General features: G+C 69.5%; 27 protein-coding genes. 13 read left to right on the top strand and 14 right to left on the bottom strand.

From position 1 onward, the window contains the following. The first annotated feature begins 132 nt into the window (after nucleotides 1–132). The 12 genes from AC07CM_RS37630 (at nucleotide 133) to AC07CM_RS37575 (ending at nucleotide 5,983) form a co-directional block, all read left to right on the top strand. A complete protein-coding gene (locus AC07CM_RS37630) occupies nucleotides 133–723 on the top strand; it encodes a DUF6197 family protein (protein WP_478881006.1) in 591 nt (196 codons plus the stop codon). A 114-nt stretch (nucleotides 724–837) separates the two neighbouring features. After that, nucleotides 838–1,317, top strand: coding sequence for a hypothetical protein (locus tag AC07CM_RS37625; protein ID WP_478881005.1), 480 nt, complete (start codon nucleotides 838–840; stop codon nucleotides 1,315–1,317). Nucleotides 1,318–1,348: 31 nt separating this feature from the next. Next, on the top strand, nucleotides 1,349–1,906 hold the full coding sequence (locus tag AC07CM_RS37620) for a hypothetical protein (RefSeq protein ID WP_478881004.1): 558 nt from the start codon (nucleotides 1,349–1,351) through the stop codon (nucleotides 1,904–1,906). Then, entirely contained in the window at nucleotides 1,903–2,475 is a 573-nt protein-coding gene (locus AC07CM_RS37615; protein ID WP_478881003.1) for a DUF1643 domain-containing protein, read from the top strand. Before AC07CM_RS37620 ends, AC07CM_RS37615 begins: the two co-directional genes overlap by 4 nt. After that, a complete protein-coding gene (locus AC07CM_RS37610) occupies nucleotides 2,385–2,813 on the top strand; it encodes a response regulator transcription factor (RefSeq protein WP_478881002.1) in 429 nt (142 codons plus the stop codon). The genes AC07CM_RS37615 and AC07CM_RS37610 overlap by 91 nt, the downstream gene beginning before the upstream one ends. Before the next feature lie 20 nt (nucleotides 2,814–2,833). Further along, nucleotides 2,834–3,394 carry a GIY-YIG nuclease family protein gene (locus tag AC07CM_RS37605; RefSeq protein ID WP_478881001.1) on the top strand — a complete coding sequence of 187 codons (561 nt, stop codon included), beginning with the start codon at nucleotides 2,834–2,836 and terminating at the stop codon, nucleotides 3,392–3,394. A gap of 103 nt (nucleotides 3,395–3,497) precedes the next feature. After that, nucleotides 3,498–3,764 carry a hypothetical protein gene (locus tag AC07CM_RS37600; RefSeq protein ID WP_478881000.1) on the top strand — a complete coding sequence of 89 codons (267 nt, stop codon included), beginning with the start codon at nucleotides 3,498–3,500 and terminating at the stop codon, nucleotides 3,762–3,764. After that, a complete protein-coding gene (locus tag AC07CM_RS37595; RefSeq protein WP_478880999.1) occupies nucleotides 3,761–4,120 on the top strand; it encodes a hypothetical protein in 360 nt (119 codons plus the stop codon). Before AC07CM_RS37600 ends, AC07CM_RS37595 begins: the two co-directional genes overlap by 4 nt. 59 nt (nucleotides 4,121–4,179) lie before the next feature. Continuing rightward, nucleotides 4,180–4,764 (top strand): nuclease-related domain-containing protein, encoded by a 585-nt coding sequence (locus AC07CM_RS37590; RefSeq protein WP_478880998.1) that lies wholly within the window; start codon nucleotides 4,180–4,182, stop codon nucleotides 4,762–4,764. A 99-nt stretch (nucleotides 4,765–4,863) separates the two neighbouring features. Continuing rightward, nucleotides 4,864–5,199 carry a DUF6233 domain-containing protein gene (locus AC07CM_RS37585; RefSeq protein WP_478880997.1) on the top strand — a complete coding sequence of 112 codons (336 nt, stop codon included), beginning with the start codon at nucleotides 4,864–4,866 and terminating at the stop codon, nucleotides 5,197–5,199. 84 nt (nucleotides 5,200–5,283) lie between these two features. Further along, complete coding sequence (locus tag AC07CM_RS37580) at nucleotides 5,284–5,616, top strand: GNAT family N-acetyltransferase (RefSeq protein WP_478880996.1); 333 nt, start codon at nucleotides 5,284–5,286, stop codon at nucleotides 5,614–5,616. A gap of 4 nt (nucleotides 5,617–5,620) precedes the next feature. Then, complete coding sequence (locus AC07CM_RS37575; RefSeq protein WP_478880995.1) at nucleotides 5,621–5,983, top strand: hypothetical protein; 363 nt, start codon at nucleotides 5,621–5,623, stop codon at nucleotides 5,981–5,983. A gap of 202 nt (nucleotides 5,984–6,185) precedes the next feature. On the opposite strand, the gene AC07CM_RS37570 is transcribed toward AC07CM_RS37575, so the two are convergent. From AC07CM_RS37570 to AC07CM_RS37510, 13 genes are all read right to left on the bottom strand, one after another. Then, the gene (locus AC07CM_RS37570) at nucleotides 6,186–7,235 is read right to left on the bottom strand and encodes a beta-ketoacyl-[acyl-carrier-protein] synthase family protein (RefSeq protein ID WP_478880994.1); all 1,050 of its coding nucleotides are present in this window, start codon (nucleotides 7,233–7,235) and stop codon (nucleotides 6,186–6,188) included. Between the two features lie 127 nt (nucleotides 7,236–7,362). Then, nucleotides 7,363–8,187: an MmyB family transcriptional regulator gene (locus AC07CM_RS37565; protein WP_478880993.1), complete on the bottom strand. Its 825-nt coding sequence runs from the start codon at nucleotides 8,185–8,187 to the stop codon at nucleotides 7,363–7,365. Nucleotides 8,188–8,580: 393 nt separating this feature from the next. Further along, nucleotides 8,581–8,964 carry a hypothetical protein gene (locus AC07CM_RS37560; RefSeq protein ID WP_478880992.1) on the bottom strand — a complete coding sequence of 128 codons (384 nt, stop codon included), beginning with the start codon at nucleotides 8,962–8,964 and terminating at the stop codon, nucleotides 8,581–8,583. Next, nucleotides 8,961–9,200, bottom strand: a complete 240-nt coding sequence (locus tag AC07CM_RS37555; RefSeq protein WP_478880991.1) for a hypothetical protein — start codon at nucleotides 9,198–9,200, stop codon at nucleotides 8,961–8,963. Before AC07CM_RS37555 ends, AC07CM_RS37560 begins: the two co-directional genes overlap by 4 nt. Next, nucleotides 9,197–9,511 carry a hypothetical protein gene (locus AC07CM_RS37550; protein WP_478880990.1) on the bottom strand — a complete coding sequence of 105 codons (315 nt, stop codon included), beginning with the start codon at nucleotides 9,509–9,511 and terminating at the stop codon, nucleotides 9,197–9,199. The genes AC07CM_RS37555 and AC07CM_RS37550 overlap by 4 nt, the downstream gene beginning before the upstream one ends. Then, nucleotides 9,508–10,104 (bottom strand): hypothetical protein, encoded by a 597-nt coding sequence (locus AC07CM_RS37545; RefSeq protein ID WP_478880989.1) that lies wholly within the window; start codon nucleotides 10,102–10,104, stop codon nucleotides 9,508–9,510. Before AC07CM_RS37545 ends, AC07CM_RS37550 begins: the two co-directional genes overlap by 4 nt. Further along, on the bottom strand, nucleotides 10,101–10,553 hold the full coding sequence (locus AC07CM_RS37540; protein ID WP_478880988.1) for an ASCH domain-containing protein: 453 nt from the start codon (nucleotides 10,551–10,553) through the stop codon (nucleotides 10,101–10,103). Before AC07CM_RS37540 ends, AC07CM_RS37545 begins: the two co-directional genes overlap by 4 nt. Beyond that, on the bottom strand, nucleotides 10,550–11,158 hold the full coding sequence (locus AC07CM_RS37535) for a hypothetical protein (RefSeq protein WP_478880987.1): 609 nt from the start codon (nucleotides 11,156–11,158) through the stop codon (nucleotides 10,550–10,552). The genes AC07CM_RS37540 and AC07CM_RS37535 overlap by 4 nt, the downstream gene beginning before the upstream one ends. Beyond that, entirely contained in the window at nucleotides 11,155–11,679 is a 525-nt protein-coding gene (locus tag AC07CM_RS37530; RefSeq protein WP_478880986.1) for a DUF4326 domain-containing protein, read from the bottom strand. The genes AC07CM_RS37535 and AC07CM_RS37530 overlap by 4 nt, the downstream gene beginning before the upstream one ends. Next, nucleotides 11,679–12,944 carry a hypothetical protein gene (locus AC07CM_RS37525; RefSeq protein ID WP_478880985.1) on the bottom strand — a complete coding sequence of 422 codons (1,266 nt, stop codon included), beginning with the start codon at nucleotides 12,942–12,944 and terminating at the stop codon, nucleotides 11,679–11,681. The genes AC07CM_RS37530 and AC07CM_RS37525 overlap by 1 nt, the downstream gene beginning before the upstream one ends. A gap of 77 nt (nucleotides 12,945–13,021) precedes the next feature. Further along, a complete protein-coding gene (locus AC07CM_RS37520; RefSeq protein ID WP_478880984.1) occupies nucleotides 13,022–13,261 on the bottom strand; it encodes a hypothetical protein in 240 nt (79 codons plus the stop codon). A 34-nt stretch (nucleotides 13,262–13,295) separates the two neighbouring features. Further along, entirely contained in the window at nucleotides 13,296–13,676 is a 381-nt protein-coding gene (locus tag AC07CM_RS37515; RefSeq protein ID WP_478880983.1) for a hypothetical protein, read from the bottom strand. A gap of 143 nt (nucleotides 13,677–13,819) precedes the next feature. Next, nucleotides 13,820–14,059 carry a hypothetical protein gene (locus tag AC07CM_RS37510; RefSeq protein ID WP_478880982.1) on the bottom strand — a complete coding sequence of 80 codons (240 nt, stop codon included), beginning with the start codon at nucleotides 14,057–14,059 and terminating at the stop codon, nucleotides 13,820–13,822. A 445-nt stretch (nucleotides 14,060–14,504) separates the two neighbouring features. On the opposite strand from AC07CM_RS37510, the gene AC07CM_RS37505 reads away from it, so the two are divergent. Next, nucleotides 14,505–15,758, top strand: a complete 1,254-nt coding sequence (locus AC07CM_RS37505; RefSeq protein WP_478880981.1) for a hypothetical protein — start codon at nucleotides 14,505–14,507, stop codon at nucleotides 15,756–15,758. Nucleotides 15,759–15,884: 126 nt separating this feature from the next. Here AC07CM_RS37505 and AC07CM_RS37500 read toward each other — a convergent pair. Next, on the bottom strand, nucleotides 15,885–16,402 hold a 518-nt coding region (locus AC07CM_RS37500; RefSeq protein ID WP_478880980.1), incomplete at its 5' end, for an exonuclease domain-containing protein.

Below are 16,402 nucleotides of genomic sequence, written 5' to 3'. Positions count from 1 at the left end.
CTGACCTCGGTCCCCTTCACCCCCTCGCGGGGACCGTCCGAGCCGCGTCCCCCCAGCGCGGCACTCGCTGCCCCACCCCGCACCCCCAGCGGGGTGGGGCAGCCCCACTCTCAGCCTGACGGAAGGCCCGGCATGGCCCGCGCAATCGCCACCGACACCCTCACAACCGCCTGCACCCAGTTCGCCGCCCTGAAGGCGACCCTGCCTATGGACGTGAGCGTCCGCGAGATGGAGCGTGCCGCGTTCACCCACGCCCTGCACTGCCCGACCTGCGGACCGATCGCCGACGACCTGCGCCGCATGCACGCCGCGCAGACCCGCCGGCTCGCCGAGGAAGTGCAGGAGGAGACGGAGCGGGAGGCGATCCCCGTCCTGGACCAGGCGGCTGACGTCCTCGAGGGCAACGGCTTCTGCAGGAACTTCCTGTGGGACACCCGTCAGCACGCCGCTGGTACGCCGCTCGAGCTCTGCCGAGTCGACATCGCGGGAGCCCTCGCGATCGTCCTGCACGGCTCCCCGACCTGCGCGGGCACACCCGCCGTCCGCAAGCTGGAGCAGCTGCTCGTCGACCGGATCCCGGCGCCGAGCCTGACCGCCTGGCTCAGCCGTCCCGGCATCGGCAAGCGGCAGGCCCTCGAGCTGCTCCGCGACACCGCCGACGAACTCCGCGCCCGCCACGACGGCCGACCCGTCCAGGGCCGCCCCGAGAGGGCTGCCGCGTGAGCGCGTTCCTGCTGTGGCCGCTCGCGCTGATCGAGCTCGGCCCGCACATCCTCCAACACACCATCCGCACCCTCACCGACCGGCGCACCTGACCCTCCGTCCAAGGAGTCCCTGATGCAGCTCCACGACCACAAGCCCGCCCAGTTCTACTGGGACGCCGAAACCGAGCACTGCCCGCACAAGCCGATCCCCGAGCGGTACACCGAGGCCTGGGACCAGTGGATGTGCAACCACCAGCCCTACGACGACGGCATCCTCTGCCTGTCCGCGCCCGCCGGGACCGCCTGCCCGGCCTGTTCCGCCGAGCTCGGCGACATGGTGCCGTGGGACCGCTGCGAGGGCCGCGACCACGTTCGCCCCGCCCGCGGCATCACACCGACTCCGGAGCCCGAGCACCAGCAGGTGCCGGTCTGGGTTGGCGGCCTGGAGTGCCTGGAGCGGGAGTGCGAGGAGTACTTCGACGACGACGGCGAGGAGCGAACAGACCTCGAGGTCTGCTCTCACATCCGCGAGGACATCTCTTGCAGCTGCCGGCGATCCGCCCCGGGCGAGTACTCGCTGGAGCCCTGCCCGCTGGCCACCGTCGCGGCCTGACAACGCTCACGAAGAAGGAGACCACCCGAGCATGAAGAAGACCCGCTTCGTCTACCTGGACTGCGAGTTCCTGCCCGCCGACCCCACCACCCGTGGCCTGGTATCCATCGGCCTCACCGACCACGAAGGCGTCGACTACTACGCCGTGAACCGAGGCATGAATGTCGATGCACTACTCGCGGTGCCGTGGATGGTCGACAACGTGTGGCCCTACCTGCCGACCGAAGGCCACGACCTGGACTACGCGCACCCGGACATCCACAGCGACATCGCCATCCGGTCCGGGATCGCCTCGTACTTCGCCAACACGGATGCCACGGAGACCCGCCTCTTCGCCTGGTACGGCGGCCAGGACATCTGCCGCCTGCACTCCCTGTGGGACAACGACTGGTCGGTGATGCCGGACCAGATCCCGCGGTGGTTCACCGAGCTGGAGTCGCTGATCGCGGACGCCAGCCTTCCGGAGCGCCTGGAGCTGCCGGTCCAGGACGGGGGTGAGCATCACGCCCTGGCGGACGCGCGCTACAACAGCAAGCTGCACGGGGCGGTCATCAACCACTCCCTCGAGATGCAGAGGAAGTATCGGTGACCGTTCTGACGATGATGCCCACCGACACCGAGCTGTCCGTGCACGTGGAGCAGAAGCAGGACCTGGCCGGCGGCATCGCCGCCGCCGTCTTCGACAGCAGCGCCCGCGAGTACCGGTACCTGCTGACCCGGATCTGGGACCCGACGGTGAAGCCGGTCGTCTTTCTGATGCTGAATCCGTCGACGGCTGATTCCCTCGAGGACGACGCGACGATTCGGCGCCTTGCTGGGAAGAACGGCTTTGCCCGGAAGCTGGGCGCTGGCGGTCTGGTGGTGGTGAACCTTTTCGGGTTGCGCAGCACCGACCCGCGTGCCCTGCTCCACCACCCGGACCCGGTAGGCCGGCACAACGACGTCTTCATCCGGCAGGCCGTGCGCATGTCCGGCACGGTCATAGCCGCCTGGGGCGCAGCCGGAGTAACCGGGAACCGGGGCCCGGAGGTCACGGCCGCGCTGAAGGCCCGTGGCGTGGCCCTGCAGTGCCTGGGGACGACGTCCACGGGCCAGCCGCGGCATCCGCTGTACCTGCCCGGCGCCGCGGCCCTCGAGCCGTACGGGGCCGCCGCGTGACCGCACCAGTTCAGGTGGGCCCGCCGTCGTCGCACGGCGGGCCCGACCCGTCTCCGGGCCTCCACCTCTATCCCCAGCACCTTCAGCTCCTCCGCCTGGCTGCGAACGGTTACTCCAGCCGGGAGATCGCGGAAATGCTGGTCTTGTCCCCGCACACGGTGAACGACTACTGGCGGGAGATTTACCGTCGGCTCGGGGCGAAGAACCGTGAGAACGCGGTGGCCATGGCCATTGTGCGAGGTCTGATCCGCCCGGACGAGGTGGAGCTTCGGGCGCCTCGCTGGCAGTACGAGTCGAACCGGGCTGCTGGCCTAACCGCCCGGCGACGGACATCGTGACCAATTCGAGGAAGGGTGCAATGCCCGGCTTCATGTGTGCTTCAACAGCTTGCTCGGCAGAGGCGGCGCTGTTCGTTGCCGACATCCCTGTGTGCGAGGAGCACCGAAAGGCGCTCCACAGCCACTTCTCTCGGCGGACCAAGCCAGGCCCCTCAATCGACATGGCGGAGATCTTCCGGCTTCAGAAGGCACGGGACGCCTCAACGGTGTGCATCAGCAGCCGCGAAGCTCTAACGCCAGCTCAGAGTGCTGTCGCCCCGGACACAGCTGAGGAGATGGGGTGCGTCTACTACATCACGTGGAGGCGTGACAGCGAGTTCGTCAAGATCGGCACGACCCAGACGGCCAGTCGCCGTTTCAAGGAGCTGGCCGGTCGGACCGGGGACCGTATTCGGCTTCTAGTCGCAGAGCCTGGAGGCTACGAGCAAGAGGCGCGGCGGCACGAGCAGTTCGCCAACTTGCGGAAGCCGCGCACTGAGCTGTTCGCGTACGCGCAGGAAATCGTCGACCACATCGCCGATCTGCGTCGGCGGTTTCCGCACTACCGCGACTTTACAGACGTCGGCATGTCCTACGACTGATGCACGCAGCGTAACGAAAGTCTCCTCTGCCCACAGGCGGGCGCCTACTCATCGTGACCCCGCCATCGACGGGCAGCACCGATCAACGCCCGGGAGGGCTCTCATGCGCAGCATCCGCCCGCTCGGGCACCTCGGACTGATCACCGGAAGCCTTGTCGGCGCCGCCGTCGGCACCGGCAACGCCCTGCTCTGGCTCTACATCCTCACCCCAGGCCTGCCGCGCTGGGCGGTCGACCTGCTCGCCGGCTCGTCCGCGCTGCTGCTGATCGCGGCACTGGCAGGCCTGCAACGAATACGAGATGCGCGCCGACGACCTCGCCGCCGTGCCCATGCCCGACCCACTACCAAGACGTGGAGGAACGTCACATGACCGACCAAACAGCGACCGAAGCGACTGAGCTGGACACGTGTCAGCCGCTGGACGTCGAGCGGCGTCTCCGTCTGGCCCTCCAAGCCCGCCGCGCGAAGGAGCACCAGCTGGACGGCATCCGCCGGGCCCTGTGTGATGCAGGGTTCATGGAGGACGACGACCCGTACAGTCACGCCGACCTGGCCGACGTCGTCCGGCAGGCAGGCGAGCTCGTTCGGCCGCTGCTGGCGGAGGTGGCCGCGGCCCGGAAGTACGCCGAGGAGTTGCGGGACTTCTGCTCCCCGCACGGTGTCGCCGCCCAGTACGCGGGCGAGCTGGTGGAGGCCATGGACCGGGCGAAGGACGGCCAGGGGTGACCGCTGGTGGGTCTGCGGCCCGGTGGGGTCAGGAGCAGCGTGCCGCCGCCCGTCGGGGCTTGTGGCGTCGTCTCCTGGCCGCGCTCGGCCTCAACTCGGCGGCGCGCCATGCGGATGCTCTCGCGGCCCGTACGGCGCTCGGCGCGGAGTGGGAGCAGTACACCGCGGCGATGCTCCGCCCGCTCGAGGCGGTGGGCTGGCACATCTTCCACGACCGGCGATTACCGGGACCCGGCAGGGCCAACCTTGACCACGTCCTGGTGCCGCCGTGCGGGACCGCGCTCGTCATCCTGGATACGAAGCGCTGGGACCGCTCCCGGACCACGTCGATCATCTGGGGCCGGGTGTGCTGCGGCCGGGAGGACCGGCACCGGCAGGTTGAAGCCGTCGCCGGCTACGCCGACCGGGTCGGTCGGGCGCTCGGGCTGCCGGGGGTGAGCGTGTGGCCGCTGCTGGTGGTCCACGGCTCCCCGGTGGCGGGCGGCCAGCTGGAGGCGTACGCGGACGACTGGCCCGGGCCGGTGTGGGTGCTGGGCCCGGACTGGCTGGTGCCGACCCTGGCCGGCGCCCCGGAGGGAGTGGACCCGGCGAGGGCGGCCGCGCTCGCCGGGCACGTGGCCCGGGTCCTTCCGCCGTACCTGTAGTGAGACGTAGGGTGGGCGGACACCCGGGAGGTATTGCCCGCCATCTGTGGCTCAGGCCCAGATGGCGGGCTCTTTTTTGCTGTCGATAGACTCGAACGCATGTCCGATCTTCCGCCTGTGGAACGTCTCGCCAAGCTTCGTGCCCTCGAGGAGTGGCTGGACTGGCAGCTCAATGCGACCCGGGCGAAGATCCGCACGGTGGAGGCGGAGGTGGAGCGGGACAAGCTTGCCGCCGCCCGCGCGTACGCGGAGCAGCGGTGGAAGCTCGAGCCGGCCCGGGACCGCAGGACGGTGCTGCACCGCGGCGGGTGCGGGCTCTGGAAGAAGGAGCACGGCTACCTCGAGCGGCAGGAGGTCCTGCTCGCCCTGGAGGACGACAGCCTGGCGGTGGAGATGTGCGGGGTGTGCAATCCCGAGCCGGGGCTGGGGGCGTAGGGCGTCCAGGTGTAGACAGGTCTACAGGCTTGACTGTAGTCTGGTCTACAGATGGAGCGAGGGTCGCTCCCGGAGGGGACCGGCATGCTGACGATCACCAGCCGCACCGGCGACTACTACGGCGACGCCAGCAGCAACCACATCTGGGAGACCCGCGACGTCGACGGCACGCTCATCGCCGAACTGTACGTCTCCACCGACCGTCGCGAGATCATGAACATCTGGGTCGCCGAAGCCCACCGCGGCGAGGGCCACGCCCGCCGACTCTACGAGACCGCCACCGACCAGATGGACGTCTTTCATGCCCCCATCGCCCACCGCACCCAGGAGGGCAACGCCTTCGCTGAGGCCGTCGGCGGCGAGACGGTCGACCCCTACCCCTGCGACTGCTACGCCTGCGACACCTTGGAGGACTGACCCCATGCAGCTGTACGAACTCGAAGCCTGGCTCGGCAACGACCACGGCCTCAACAAGGACCAGGTCGGCGAACTCCTCCGCACCGCCGATGAGATCGAAGAGCAGTACCCCGATGAGGACGACCGTGACGACCGCGAGGCCGCCCTCACCGCCGCCTACCGGCTCATGACTGAGGCCCCGGAAGACCTCATCGCTGAACTTTCCGCAGCGCGCTCCGCCGCCCGCGTCGCCGAGCGCAAGGCGCTCGTCTCGCTGCGGCAGATCGGCGTTACCCGCATCAATAGCGGGGACGCCACCGAGGCCGGATTCGCCCAGCAGGCCGGCGTCGACCGCATGGCCATCCGCAGGTGGCTGGGCAAGCGCTGACGCACGACCGCCCCCACCGCGACGGGGGTTCGCGGCAGGGGCGGAAGGCTGGACGCCGGCTAGCTAGGCCGGCGTGGGGCCCGGTGCCGATCGGCGAGTGGCCGGGGCCACCCGCACCGGGCGGTGTGCGACTGCACCGCCAACTATGGCCGCTGCAGCGCCTGTCGGCAGTGTGACACGCGGGTGTGACACTGCGCCCTCGTTAGGTGGTCCAGGTGCCGTGGAGGGCGGAGACGGAGAAGCCGGGACCGTAGGCGACCATCAGTGCCCCGGTGCCGTCGGCGGGTGCCTGGCCGTGGGTGCGCTCGAGGACCCTCAGAACCGAGACGCCGCCGAGGTTGCCTTCCTCGCTGAGGGTGTCGAGGCTGTGCCGGGCGTCTTTTTCGTCCATGCCGAGGGCTTCCGCGGTGTCCGCGATGATGGGCCGGGAGCCAGGGTGGATGACCGGTGTGTCGACGGGGCGGCCGTCCAGCCAGTCGAGGACGGCGGGCATGACCTGCTTGGCGGCGCCGGTGGCGGCCTTGGTGGAATCGAAGTGCAGTCCGCCGGCGTCGATACGGCCGGCGTAGTGGGTGAGGCTGCCCGGAAGGACGTACTCGAAGAGGCCGGCGGGGCTGTCGATGGTGAGGCCGGGGCCGAGGGGGTCTGAGCTGACGATGGTGGCTGCGCCGCTGTCACCGAACAAGGCCTTGTAGATCATGTGTTCGATTCGGTCGTCTCGGTGGTTGTAGGCCGTGGAGAGGACTTCGGCGGCTGCGACCAGGATGCGGGAGCCGGGACAGAGGAGGGCCTGTTCGGCGGCTCGGATGAGTGCGTGGACTCCGCCTGCACAGGCTGCGCTTGTGAGGGCGAGCCGGCGGCTGGTGGGGCGCAGGCCGAGTCGGTGGATGAGGTGGACGTCCAAATTCGGCACGGACCAGCCGGTGGCGTGGGTGGTGATGATCCCGGTGACGTCGCCCGGGCTGAGGCCGTGCCGCTCGAGGGTCCGGCGGGCGGCGGTCTCGGCCATGTCCAGTCCGTCGTTGAAAGCGCGTGGGGCGCGTTCCCCGATGCTGGCCAGCCCGGAGATGGTGTCGGCGGTCAGAGGCTGCGTGAAGTAGCGGGTGTTCACGCCGCAGTTGGCGATGACGCGGAGGATCGCGCCGAGGCGGGGGTGGTCGGGGTGGTGGGCGGCGATGTCGTCGGATATCGCCGCGGTGGTCACCTTGTGAGCTGCGAGGACTGTTGTGGGTTGGGCGATGTGGACGGGCATGGGTCCCCCCTTGTGAACAGCGCGACCTGATCGAGGTCAAGCTACGGCAAAGTGGCTTGTTTGTTTCCTCCGTGCCGTCCGGCCATCGTTCCGCACCGCCCTCCAAAGCCGGGAAAAGACAGGGCAGTTAGTTATGTAGCTGGGCCCGCAGCATCGACGGGCGCTGCGTCATCGTGCGCCGACCTGGCCGAAAAACGAGGATCATGAACCGGGACCCGGGTGCGGTGAGGGGCTGGGCGACACATATGGTGACCCAGCCCGGGCCGTGGACGGCGTGCCGGATCGGCCGTTCGTCACCGTCGGGGTGGATGGTGGTGCCGCCGACCTTGTACAGGGACCGGGCGACTCGGTCGGCGAGGACGTCCTGCTCGATGCCGCTGAGGACGTGGTCGTCGGGGCGTGCGGCGAGGGCGTACTGCAGCTGCGACATGACGAACGGCGCCCACGCGGTCGCCCAGTCCGTCAGCTGCGCACGTCCCTCCAGCAGCATCCACCGCATGGTGTTGCGGGGGGCGCGGCCGGCGTCGAACAGTGCGTCGAAGCCCCGGTTGTGGGCGAGGACGTTCCAGGATGCGTCGGTGACGTAGGCGGGATGCGTGACACCGTTGACGGCGTCTTGCCAGGCGGAGGGGACCGCGTCGCCGGAGGAGTCGTACAGGGGGAAGGGCGGGTTCTCACCGCGCGCGTACCGGCACAGGGTGGTCCACTCCTGCTCGTTCATGCTGTAGAGGCGGGCGACATCGCGCAAAAGGTCAACCGGGGGGTTGTCGTAATTGCCGGACTCCAGACGGTGGTAGGTGCGGTCGGTGTAGCCGAGGAGCTCGTCGACCTGGGCCTGGGAGAGACCGCGGGCGCGGCGGCCGGGTCCGGTGGGCTTGGGTAGGCCGTGGGAGGCCGGGTCTATCTGGGCGCGCCGGTCCGCTAGGAGCTTCTTCAGGGCGTGGCGGTTCATTGGTGCTTTATCCCCCGGGATGCATTTTGACTATGGGTCAGCGTAATTAATGACATGCGGCTTTGCTGCAAAGGATCTGCCGTAGATATCTAGTTGGTGTGTGTTGCATGCTCTGTGGCGTGAGGTCACTGGCCTGCAAGTGTGATCGCCAGTGATCACATAGATACACCCCATCCCCTGGGCGGATCCGGCCGGAAAAGAAATTACCGGCCGGTATCTGCTGAGGGGATTAGGGACGGAAGGCTGAGCGTGCTTCCGGTTTCTGGTGTCGTATCGCAGCACGGCATCAGAGGCCGGACGCACTCTCAGCAGATCGTCCCCTTCCGCTGCCAGGCTGCGGCCGGTGCTCTCCCACCCCATTCCGGGGGCACCGGCCGCTTGGCCGCAGCTCGGCTACGGGCAGCCGACCTTCTCGCGGATGTACGGCGGAGTCGACGGCGTAACCGCATCCACCCCCGGCCGGTACGGCCGGCGCCGGACACCGCCCCGCGGCCCGAACTCCACCACCTCGCACGGCTCCTTCGCGTCCGGGCCGTCGTACAGCAGAACGCCGGAACTGGCCTTGCTGCCGTAGAACTGGGCGTCGTCCTTCTCCCCGCGGTACACGTACCGGGCCGTGCACCGGGACACGGTCAGCGCGCCGGGAGTCGACGGCATGTAGAGGCGTTCCCGCATCGACCGGAACAGGGCGGACTGGGACGGCCACCACTCCATCCACGACCGATCGTTCCCGTCTTCGGCCTTCACGGGCGTCCAGATCCCATACAACTTGTTCAACGCGTCTCCTCAAGGTCTTGGTTGTCAGCGAGCTGGTGTTCGTACCGGTGCGCCCCGCAGGTGCTGCCGAAGCGCTCCGTCCTGCACGGGCCGGGGCCTTCGTAGGTGTGGCTGCCGATGGTGGCCACGCTGATCGTCTCCTGGCCGGGCATCGGGGGCGGGGTCGGCTGGCGTTGTGCGGCCTCGAGGGCTTCCAGGCGGCGCAGGATCTCCCGCCGCGACACCCGCCACCTCACCCCTCCTCCTGGGCCGCAGCGCGCCGCTTGGCGGCCCAGTCCGGGTCGAACTGCGGTGCCGGACTGCGGGGCGGCGGCGGATCGTTGCGGTGCTGCCAGGCGTGCCAGCCCTGGACGGGGTGGAGGAAGAGCCAGGTGAGGTTCTCGGCGGACAGGATCGTGAACACCGCGGCGTAGCGCAGGCCGGTGGGCTTGCCGTACTTCTGCCAGTTCGCCCAGTCGGAGGCCTTCCGGGCCGGCTGGTAGCGGCCGAGGGCGTACCCGGCGGCGAGCAGGGCCAAGCCCGTGGCGACGACGGTCCAGGAGTTCATGCGCCGCCTTCCCGTGTGACCTGATGAATGGCCTCCACCGCTGTGGCCGTGCGGATCGTGTCGGGCAGTCGCTCCGCCCACGCGGCCGCCATGGCATCCAGCCGCTTCACCTTCTTCGCAAGCTGGTCCCGTTCGCCCCGGAGTTCGTTGATGACGGGCTGTACGACCGACATCGCCTCGTCCGCCGCGTGCCGGGCGTCTTCGGGGTGGCCGTCGTTCTCGAACCGGGCCTCGTACGCGCCGGCGATCCGCATCCACAAGTCGTCGCGGAGCTCCGGCCGGTCCGGGAAGTAGGAGGCGATACCCATGAGGGCGTCGGCGACTTCCGCGGTGCGGATGGTGTCGGGCAGCGTGGTGATCCAGACGTAAGCGGTGTGCCGGATCCGCTGGGCGAAGTACCGAGAGGCAGCCTGGTACTGGTCGCGTTCGGTGCGGGCGTCGGACAGCGCTCGCGCGTACTCGAGGACGCTGTGGCTGTCGGCGTGTTCCCGCAGCGCTACCTCGGTGCCCATCGGTCCCTCGTTGGGCGGGACGTCACGTGTCCAACCGCAGTTGGGCAGTGGGCAGGAGTAGCGGGTTGTGGGCCCGATCATGCGGTGGGCTCCTCGTCCTCGAGGGCGGTCAGGATGCGGCGTGCGTGCTGGTAGGGGAGGTCGTGGCAGGCCCCCTCCACGCGGGTGATGACGTCCTCGGAGACGGTCCACAGGCCGAGCTGGCCGCGGACCGGGCGGACCGGGAGCGGGAGCGCCTGAACATTGGTCAGCTCCCAGTGCCACGTGTCGGGGAACCCCCAGGGGCGGCAGCAGCCTTCGTCCTTGTGGCAGCCGGCGAGGGTGGCCACGGCGATGATCGCGCGGCACTGGCGGGCCCACTGGCGGACCATGTCCGCGGGCAGGGCGTCGGCGTCCTCGGCGGCGCCGGCGTGGATGAGGATCGTGGTCCCCACGTGCTTTGTCGGGATGGGCTTGCTGCGGTTCTCAATGCGCTTCGGGCCGTGGGCGATGGCGGCCGCCCATGGTTGCTTCACGGTCAGAGCCCTCATGTGGTGGTCTCCGTCTTCTCGAGGGCGGTGGCGGGCGTGCAAGCAGGGTGTTGGCGGGGGCCGTCGCTGTAGACCTGGCCGGTGTCGATCCACCCGATGTAGGGATTCAGGCGCTGCTCTTCACCGCGGGCGCCGCACAGCCGGCACTTCCAGTACTCGCCGCCGTCGGTCGCGACCAGGTCGAACCGCTCGTAGAAGGCGTCGAACTCGGCCTTGCGGCGGGTGTAGATGGTGGAGCGCTTCTTGTACTCCTGGTACGTGAAGCCACTGCCGGACTCGGGCCTGTCGATGCACCGGTTCCAGCCGGGCACGTAGTCGGGGTGGTCGCGCCACAAGCGGGCGAGTCCAGTCATGGTGAGGCAGGGGACGCCGCCGTCGGAAGGCCTGCAGGTGATGCAGCGCGCGTGGGACTGGCCGCGGAAGTCGACCCAGATGTTGTGCTGGGACGCGATCAGGTACAGAGAGTCGATGTCGGAGAGGACCTCGTCGCGCTCACGCCCGGGCGTCAGGTCTTCGGCCACGGCCTGGGCGTCGGCGAGACGGGCGTAGACGAAGTCCTCGCAGCGGAACTCCCACCGCCAGGCGGGATCGTCCGGGCTGGTCACTGGGTGGTCCTCTCAGGGGTGCGGCGGTTCCACGGCTGGCCGCAGTCGGGGCAGCGCGTGTGCTTGTCGGGGTCGCCTTCCCAGTTCCAGCAGCGGTCGCAGATGCCTGCGCCAGCCGGGGCGCCGTAGTCGTTCGCGACGAGAAGGAGCAGGGCAGCGTGACAGTGATCGGGCTCGCCGGGCTTGGGCAGGTCGCACCAGCAGGCGAGGTCCTTCCCGGCCAGCTCGTTGCGGATGTCCTCGTAGCTGGGGAGCGGGTAGGCGTGGCGGACGCCGTTGCGGTCTTCGGCGACTATGCCGCCGTGGCGGAGTCCCATCCGGTAGTAGAGGGTGGCTTCTTCTTGGGTGAGGCAGCCCTTGGTGATGCCGCAGCGGTCGCCGGTGCGCCACTCGGAGCCTGCGGAGGCCCAGCCGCCGATGCGGGCGGGGTTGCCCCAGCGGGTGCCGCGACCGACGTACTTGGCGCCTTCCGGGATGCCGGGCCGGCCGGGCAGGCGGGTGCGCTGGACTCGCTGCGGCATCACAGCTCCTTCAGCAGGTCGGCGGCCTGGGCTCGGAGGCCTTGGACGGTGTGCTGGACGCCGGTCCAGTAGTGGGCGTTCTCCTCGGGCTTCTGGACCTTGTCGATGACGCCCTGGAAGAAGTCGGCGGCTTTCAGCAGGGCGGCCGCTTCGAACCGGGTCTGTGCGGTGCACAGGACGTCCGCGTAGACCCGCATCTGCCGCTTGCCCTCGTCGGTGAGGAGTTCATCGGCGGGCCAGTGCTTGCAGTTGCCGTACAGGGCTTCCTGGAACAGGTTGTAGTGAGCGACGTTGTAGGCCTTCTGGGCTTCGGTCAGCTCGGGCTCGTCGTCGTCCTGCTGCTCGATGACCCGGTCCTGGCATTCGGGGGCGGGGCAGTCTTCGAGGAGCCCGCGGTGGGTGGTCGGGGCGCCGGCCTGGTCGTGGCCCTCGTGGGCGTCGATGATGGCCTGTTCTGCCGGGGTGCGGCCTTCCATGAACGGCTCGGTCAGGCCGCCGCACTCGGTTTCGAGGTGCGGGGTGGTGTGTCCGCAGTCGCAGACGACGCCGAACCCTTTGGGCTGCGGGTCAAGGAGCTGCGCCCGGTCGCGCTCCAGGCTCTCGGGCAGGTTTGTCTCGGTGGCGTGCTGGTGGGACAGTTCCAGGGCCTCCGCACGGACGTTCTCCGGCACGCTGGTCGCGGTGACCACGATGTAGGAGCCGTCGTCGCACGGGGTCAGCCCGTGCCAGGGAGAGCCGTCGCACTCGCGTTCCCACTCCACGGTGACGGGGATCGGCCCCATGGAGACGAGGTCGTGCCAGTCACCCCAGTTGGCCGGGGGCTGCTTGCCGCAGGTGGCGTGGACGAGGACGGCTTGTCCTTCTTCGATCTCGAGGAGGTACTGGTTGTCGCCGGGCGGGCACTGGCAGCCGGTGTTGTCGTAGTCGGGGTTGTCGGGGATTGGCTCGGTGGCGAGTTGGAAGCCGAGGCTGGCTTGGGGCACGGCCGGAGCGGGCTCGTACAGCTTGGCGAAGTCGGCCGCGCTCACCTCGAACAGCTCGGTGCCGCGCTTCACCACCCAGTCGCCGGGCTTCAGGCCGCGCCAGGTGCCGTGCTCGGACTCACGGACGGCGGCGGTCTCCTCGGGGTCATCGACGCGGTCTTCGGGGGCGATGGTGTCGAAGTCGGCTCCGCATAGGGCGCGCAGGGCGGCGGTGTTGTCGCCGGTCCACTGCCGGGCTTGGACCTCGGCGGTGCGGTTCCGGTAGCGGTCGGGCTGGGTCATGGTGTGCTCCGTGGGTAGGGTCCGGGCAGGCCCGGGCGCGATATCGGCGCGCCCGGGCTGCTTGCGTGGTGTGCGGGTCATAGGCCCGGTGTCTCGAAGCGGCGGCGGAGCGTCCACTGGTGGCGGCAGTCGTCGTTCGTGCACACGCCGCGGGTACGCAGGTGCTCTCCACCCCAGACCTCCGCCTTGTTGGCGACGGGGCGGACGGTGCCTTCGTCGTCGATGACGGCTGCGCCCCAGACGTCGTGCACGGTGCCGTCCACGACGACGTCTGCCGGGTATCGGCACTTGGGGCAGGTGAGGATGCGTTCGGTCACGTGCGGTCTCCGTTCGGTGGGTGGGTTGTGCCGGTCACGGCCAGCAAGAGGTGCGGGCCTTCCCGTCGATGAATTCCAGGGCCCGGTCAATGTCGGCGCTGTGCTGTTCGGTGTAGTGCTGCTCCATGGCAGCCCCGGACGTGTACGGATCTCCCGCTCGGGTGACGTGGCCGCAGTTGAAGAAGCAGTGAACTGAGTACACGGGCTCACGCTGGGCCGGGGTGAGATCCGAGAGATCGAACAGGGTGTCGTCAGTCGGGCAGGAGCAGCTGCAGCCGGTTCCGGAGCAGTGGCCGCAGTCCAGGCAGGTGTCGCAGTGGGTGCAGTGGCCGCAGGGCCGGCGGGTGGGCGGCATACAGGTGCAGCTGGTGAGGGTGGGTGCCGGGTCGGGCCAGAGCGGCTGCTTGAGTTCCATGGGTGGGCTCCCGGCGGTTGGGGCGTAGTGGGTCAGCCTGCCGCTGATCGGCGCATGTGTTCCCTGCGCGCGTGCGTGGCGACTTTAACCCTCGCATCATACCCGCTTTATGCATGACTAGGCAATGTGTGCAAGGTTATAAGTCAGGTGTCCGCGTGGTCTCCCGGAGCACACTCGAGGCCGGAGCCGATGAACCGGTAGACGACCTCGGTTCCCTCGCTCGCCTCGCGGTCGATGCGATACCAGGACCGGGTTCCGTTTCGGAGCATCGTCCCGTACGACTTCCAGAAGTCCGAAGGCGCGGCATGGACCAGGTGGTCTACGCGCCCGTCCTCGCAGCCACCGACGAACCGGCGGTGGCCCTTGTGCTTGGCGCAGTCCATCGGAGGCGGGCCGGCGCCCGGGATGTGGCAGGCGCAGGGGCATTCATCATCGGGGCCGGTCGTGGTGTGGTCGCAGGCCCCGTAGGTACACGAGGGGATCGGCCTCCCGCAGGTGATGTCCTCCCCGGCGTGCTGGGGGAGTTCGCCGTGGAGCCATCCCGTGGCGTCAGTCCAGTGGAGGGGGCGTCGGCAGTTCCGGCATGCGTGCGGTCGGGGCATGCCGTCAGGGTCCCGCCGGTCCGGCCGCCTGTTCCCTGGCCTCCCCAGTCGCCCGGCGCCACACCTCTGGCACTTTTGATCCGGCCCGGTCCCGGCCGGGGGCGCCGTGCAGTCCACGGTCAGGACCGGGCCTCCATGCGGCCTTCGCTGCCCCGGCGTGCACTCCGAACCCATCCCATCACATCTCAACTCGTCACAGCGATGAGATGTGATGCAATGAAATGAGATGGAATCTCTGTGGTACAACTCGGACGCCGAACTGCACAGCGACCAGGGAGAGCGAACGTTCATGAGCGAGCCCACCGCCGGTGCCCCGGCCGGGGAGAACGCGGAACAGGTGACCTGCAAGTTCCCGGGGTGCGGGGACGTGAGGGAGCCGAAGAAGGATCCGTCGGCACCCGGGCCGGCGCCGGAATACTGCGTCCGCCCGGACCACAACGCCGGCAGCGCATGGCGGGCGAAGCGGAAGGCGGCCAGGACCGCGGCGGGCGCGGCCGCCATGGAGGAGCCGGAGACCGACAAGCCCGTCACCGACTCCGCGGCCGACGCGGTCAATGTCCGCGAGGACATCGTCCGCCAGATCACCCAGCTCGACGCGTCCCTGGAGCGCTACGTGACGCTGCTGCAGACGGTCACGGACCCGGAGGCGGCCGAGGCCCAGGTGCTCGCCGTGGAGAGCCACGCCAACACCCGGATCGCGACGGCCGACGCGCGTGCCGACCAGGAACGCACTGCCAAGATCGCTGCTCAGAACGCCAAGGCGGCGGCTGAACAGGAGACGGCGGCCGCCAACCAGGCCGCGGAGCAGATGGAGGCGGAGCTTGAGGAAGCCCGCGCCCACTTCCAGGCCGAGGTCGAGCGGATCACCGCGGAGGCCGACGCCAGGGCCGAGGCGGCGGAGGCGTCGGCGGAGGAGGCGCGCGCCAAGGCTCGGCGCGAGGTCGCGGAGGCGCGGGCCCTGGCCGAGACGCACGTCAACGCTGCTCGCCAGGGCGCGGCCGACGAGATCGCCGAGATCCGCCGGCGTACGGCCGAGGAGGTCCAGGCGGCGGAGAACGCTGCGGGGGAAGCGAAGGTCAAGGCCGAGCGTGACATCGCGGCGATGACCCGGGCGCTCGAGGAGGCGCAGGCGGACGCGGCGGCGAAGGTCGAGGAGGCGGACCGCAAGACTGGGGCCGCCGAGGCGCGCGCCACCGAGGCCGAGGAGAACGGGCGTCAGGCCCTGCGAAGCGCCGAGGCCATGGTGCAGGCGGCGAAGGAAGCGGCCGAGACGGTCCAGGCCGGGCTGAAGGCCGAGCTCGACCGGACGAACGCCCGGCTGGAGACGCGGGAGACCCGGGTCGACGAGCTGCGCAACGAGCTGGACGAGGCGAAGGATCAGCTCCGCGCGGCGGCAGAACGGGAGCGTGCCGCCGAGGAGCGGGCGCGGACCGCCGAGGCCGCGCTGCGCGCCCAAGAGGAGCAGGACGACACGGAGTAGCCGCCGCAACAGCGCCTTCCCTTGGGCTGCGCGCTACGGTTGTCGAAGGGCCCGGTGCCGCATCCCTGTCGGTACCGGGCCCTTTCGTAGCCAGTTATCCCCGCAGGGGCTGTCGGCAACTGCAGATCAGGCTGCGTCTGCCTTCGCGGCTGCGTCGCCTGCCATCTCCCGCAGCTGGCCGACGACGGCACGGCAATCCGAGATGGCCCGGTGGTCGCCTCCGTACAGCGGCTGCCAGCTGTAGTTGCCCCAGTAGTCCGACCAGTCCCCGATCCAATTGCTGTAGGGGATCATCACGTCCTCGAAGCGGAACCGGGCCAGCCACGCCTCCGCCTGCTTCATCGCCTCGGCCACGGACCGCTCCCGCAACAGCGACGGCAGGACACCCGAATCCATCACATCCCGTGCGGCCTGCCGGGCAGAGCGTTCGAGGTAGTGCAGGGTCAACTCGTGCCGCAGCCGCGCGACGTCGTACGGCGCGTTGTAGATCAGGACCCGCTTGCCGGCCAGGGCCGTCTCGAGCTGCGCGAGGGTGTCCCCGAACGAGGGCGCCTCGGCCACGTCGGTGTCGGTGATGCCGTGGATGTCGGTCGCCACAGGGGGAATGGGCTCCCCCGGGTCGAGGAGCGTATCCACCAGGACGT

It is taken from the genome of Streptomyces sp. NPDC044061 (genome assembly GCF_056434305.1).
Note: the sequence above shows the minus strand (reverse complement) of the source record. Positions and strands in the feature narration are given on the sequence as shown.

Excerpts from the sequence above, each read along its gene's own strand:
- AC07CM_RS37505 (WP_478880981.1), top strand. The coding sequence starts at position 14,505 with ATGGAATCTCTGTGGTACAACTCGGACGCCGAACTGCACAGCGACCAG.
- AC07CM_RS37630 (WP_478881006.1), top strand. The coding sequence starts at position 133 with ATGGCCCGCGCAATCGCCACCGACACCCTCACAACCGCCTGCACCCAG.
- AC07CM_RS37595 (WP_478880999.1), top strand. The coding sequence starts at position 3,761 with ATGACCGACCAAACAGCGACCGAAGCGACTGAGCTGGACACGTGTCAG.
- AC07CM_RS37625 (WP_478881005.1), top strand. The coding sequence starts at position 838 with ATGCAGCTCCACGACCACAAGCCCGCCCAGTTCTACTGGGACGCCGAA.
- AC07CM_RS37540 (WP_478880988.1), bottom strand. The coding sequence starts at position 10,553 with ATGAGGGCTCTGACCGTGAAGCAACCATGGGCGGCCGCCATCGCCCAC.
- AC07CM_RS37550 (WP_478880990.1), bottom strand. The coding sequence starts at position 9,511 with ATGAACTCCTGGACCGTCGTCGCCACGGGCTTGGCCCTGCTCGCCGCC.
- AC07CM_RS37600 (WP_478881000.1), top strand. The coding sequence starts at position 3,498 with ATGCGCAGCATCCGCCCGCTCGGGCACCTCGGACTGATCACCGGAAGC.
- AC07CM_RS37570 (WP_478880994.1), bottom strand. The coding sequence starts at position 7,235 with ATGCCCGTCCACATCGCCCAACCCACAACAGTCCTCGCAGCTCACAAG.
- AC07CM_RS37585 (WP_478880997.1), top strand. The coding sequence starts at position 4,864 with ATGTCCGATCTTCCGCCTGTGGAACGTCTCGCCAAGCTTCGTGCCCTC.
- AC07CM_RS37580 (WP_478880996.1), top strand. The coding sequence starts at position 5,284 with ATGCTGACGATCACCAGCCGCACCGGCGACTACTACGGCGACGCCAGC.
- AC07CM_RS37575 (WP_478880995.1), top strand. The coding sequence starts at position 5,621 with ATGCAGCTGTACGAACTCGAAGCCTGGCTCGGCAACGACCACGGCCTC.
- AC07CM_RS37515 (WP_478880983.1), bottom strand. The coding sequence starts at position 13,676 with ATGGAACTCAAGCAGCCGCTCTGGCCCGACCCGGCACCCACCCTCACC.
- AC07CM_RS37525 (WP_478880985.1), bottom strand. The coding sequence starts at position 12,944 with ATGACCCAGCCCGACCGCTACCGGAACCGCACCGCCGAGGTCCAAGCC.
- AC07CM_RS37565 (WP_478880993.1), bottom strand. The coding sequence starts at position 8,187 with ATGAACCGCCACGCCCTGAAGAAGCTCCTAGCGGACCGGCGCGCCCAG.
- AC07CM_RS37620 (WP_478881004.1), top strand. The coding sequence starts at position 1,349 with ATGAAGAAGACCCGCTTCGTCTACCTGGACTGCGAGTTCCTGCCCGCC.
- AC07CM_RS37605 (WP_478881001.1), top strand. The coding sequence starts at position 2,834 with ATGCCCGGCTTCATGTGTGCTTCAACAGCTTGCTCGGCAGAGGCGGCG.
- AC07CM_RS37510 (WP_478880982.1), bottom strand. The coding sequence starts at position 14,059 with ATGGACTGCGCCAAGCACAAGGGCCACCGCCGGTTCGTCGGTGGCTGC.
- AC07CM_RS37530 (WP_478880986.1), bottom strand. The coding sequence starts at position 11,679 with ATGCCGCAGCGAGTCCAGCGCACCCGCCTGCCCGGCCGGCCCGGCATC.
- AC07CM_RS37545 (WP_478880989.1), bottom strand. The coding sequence starts at position 10,104 with ATGATCGGGCCCACAACCCGCTACTCCTGCCCACTGCCCAACTGCGGT.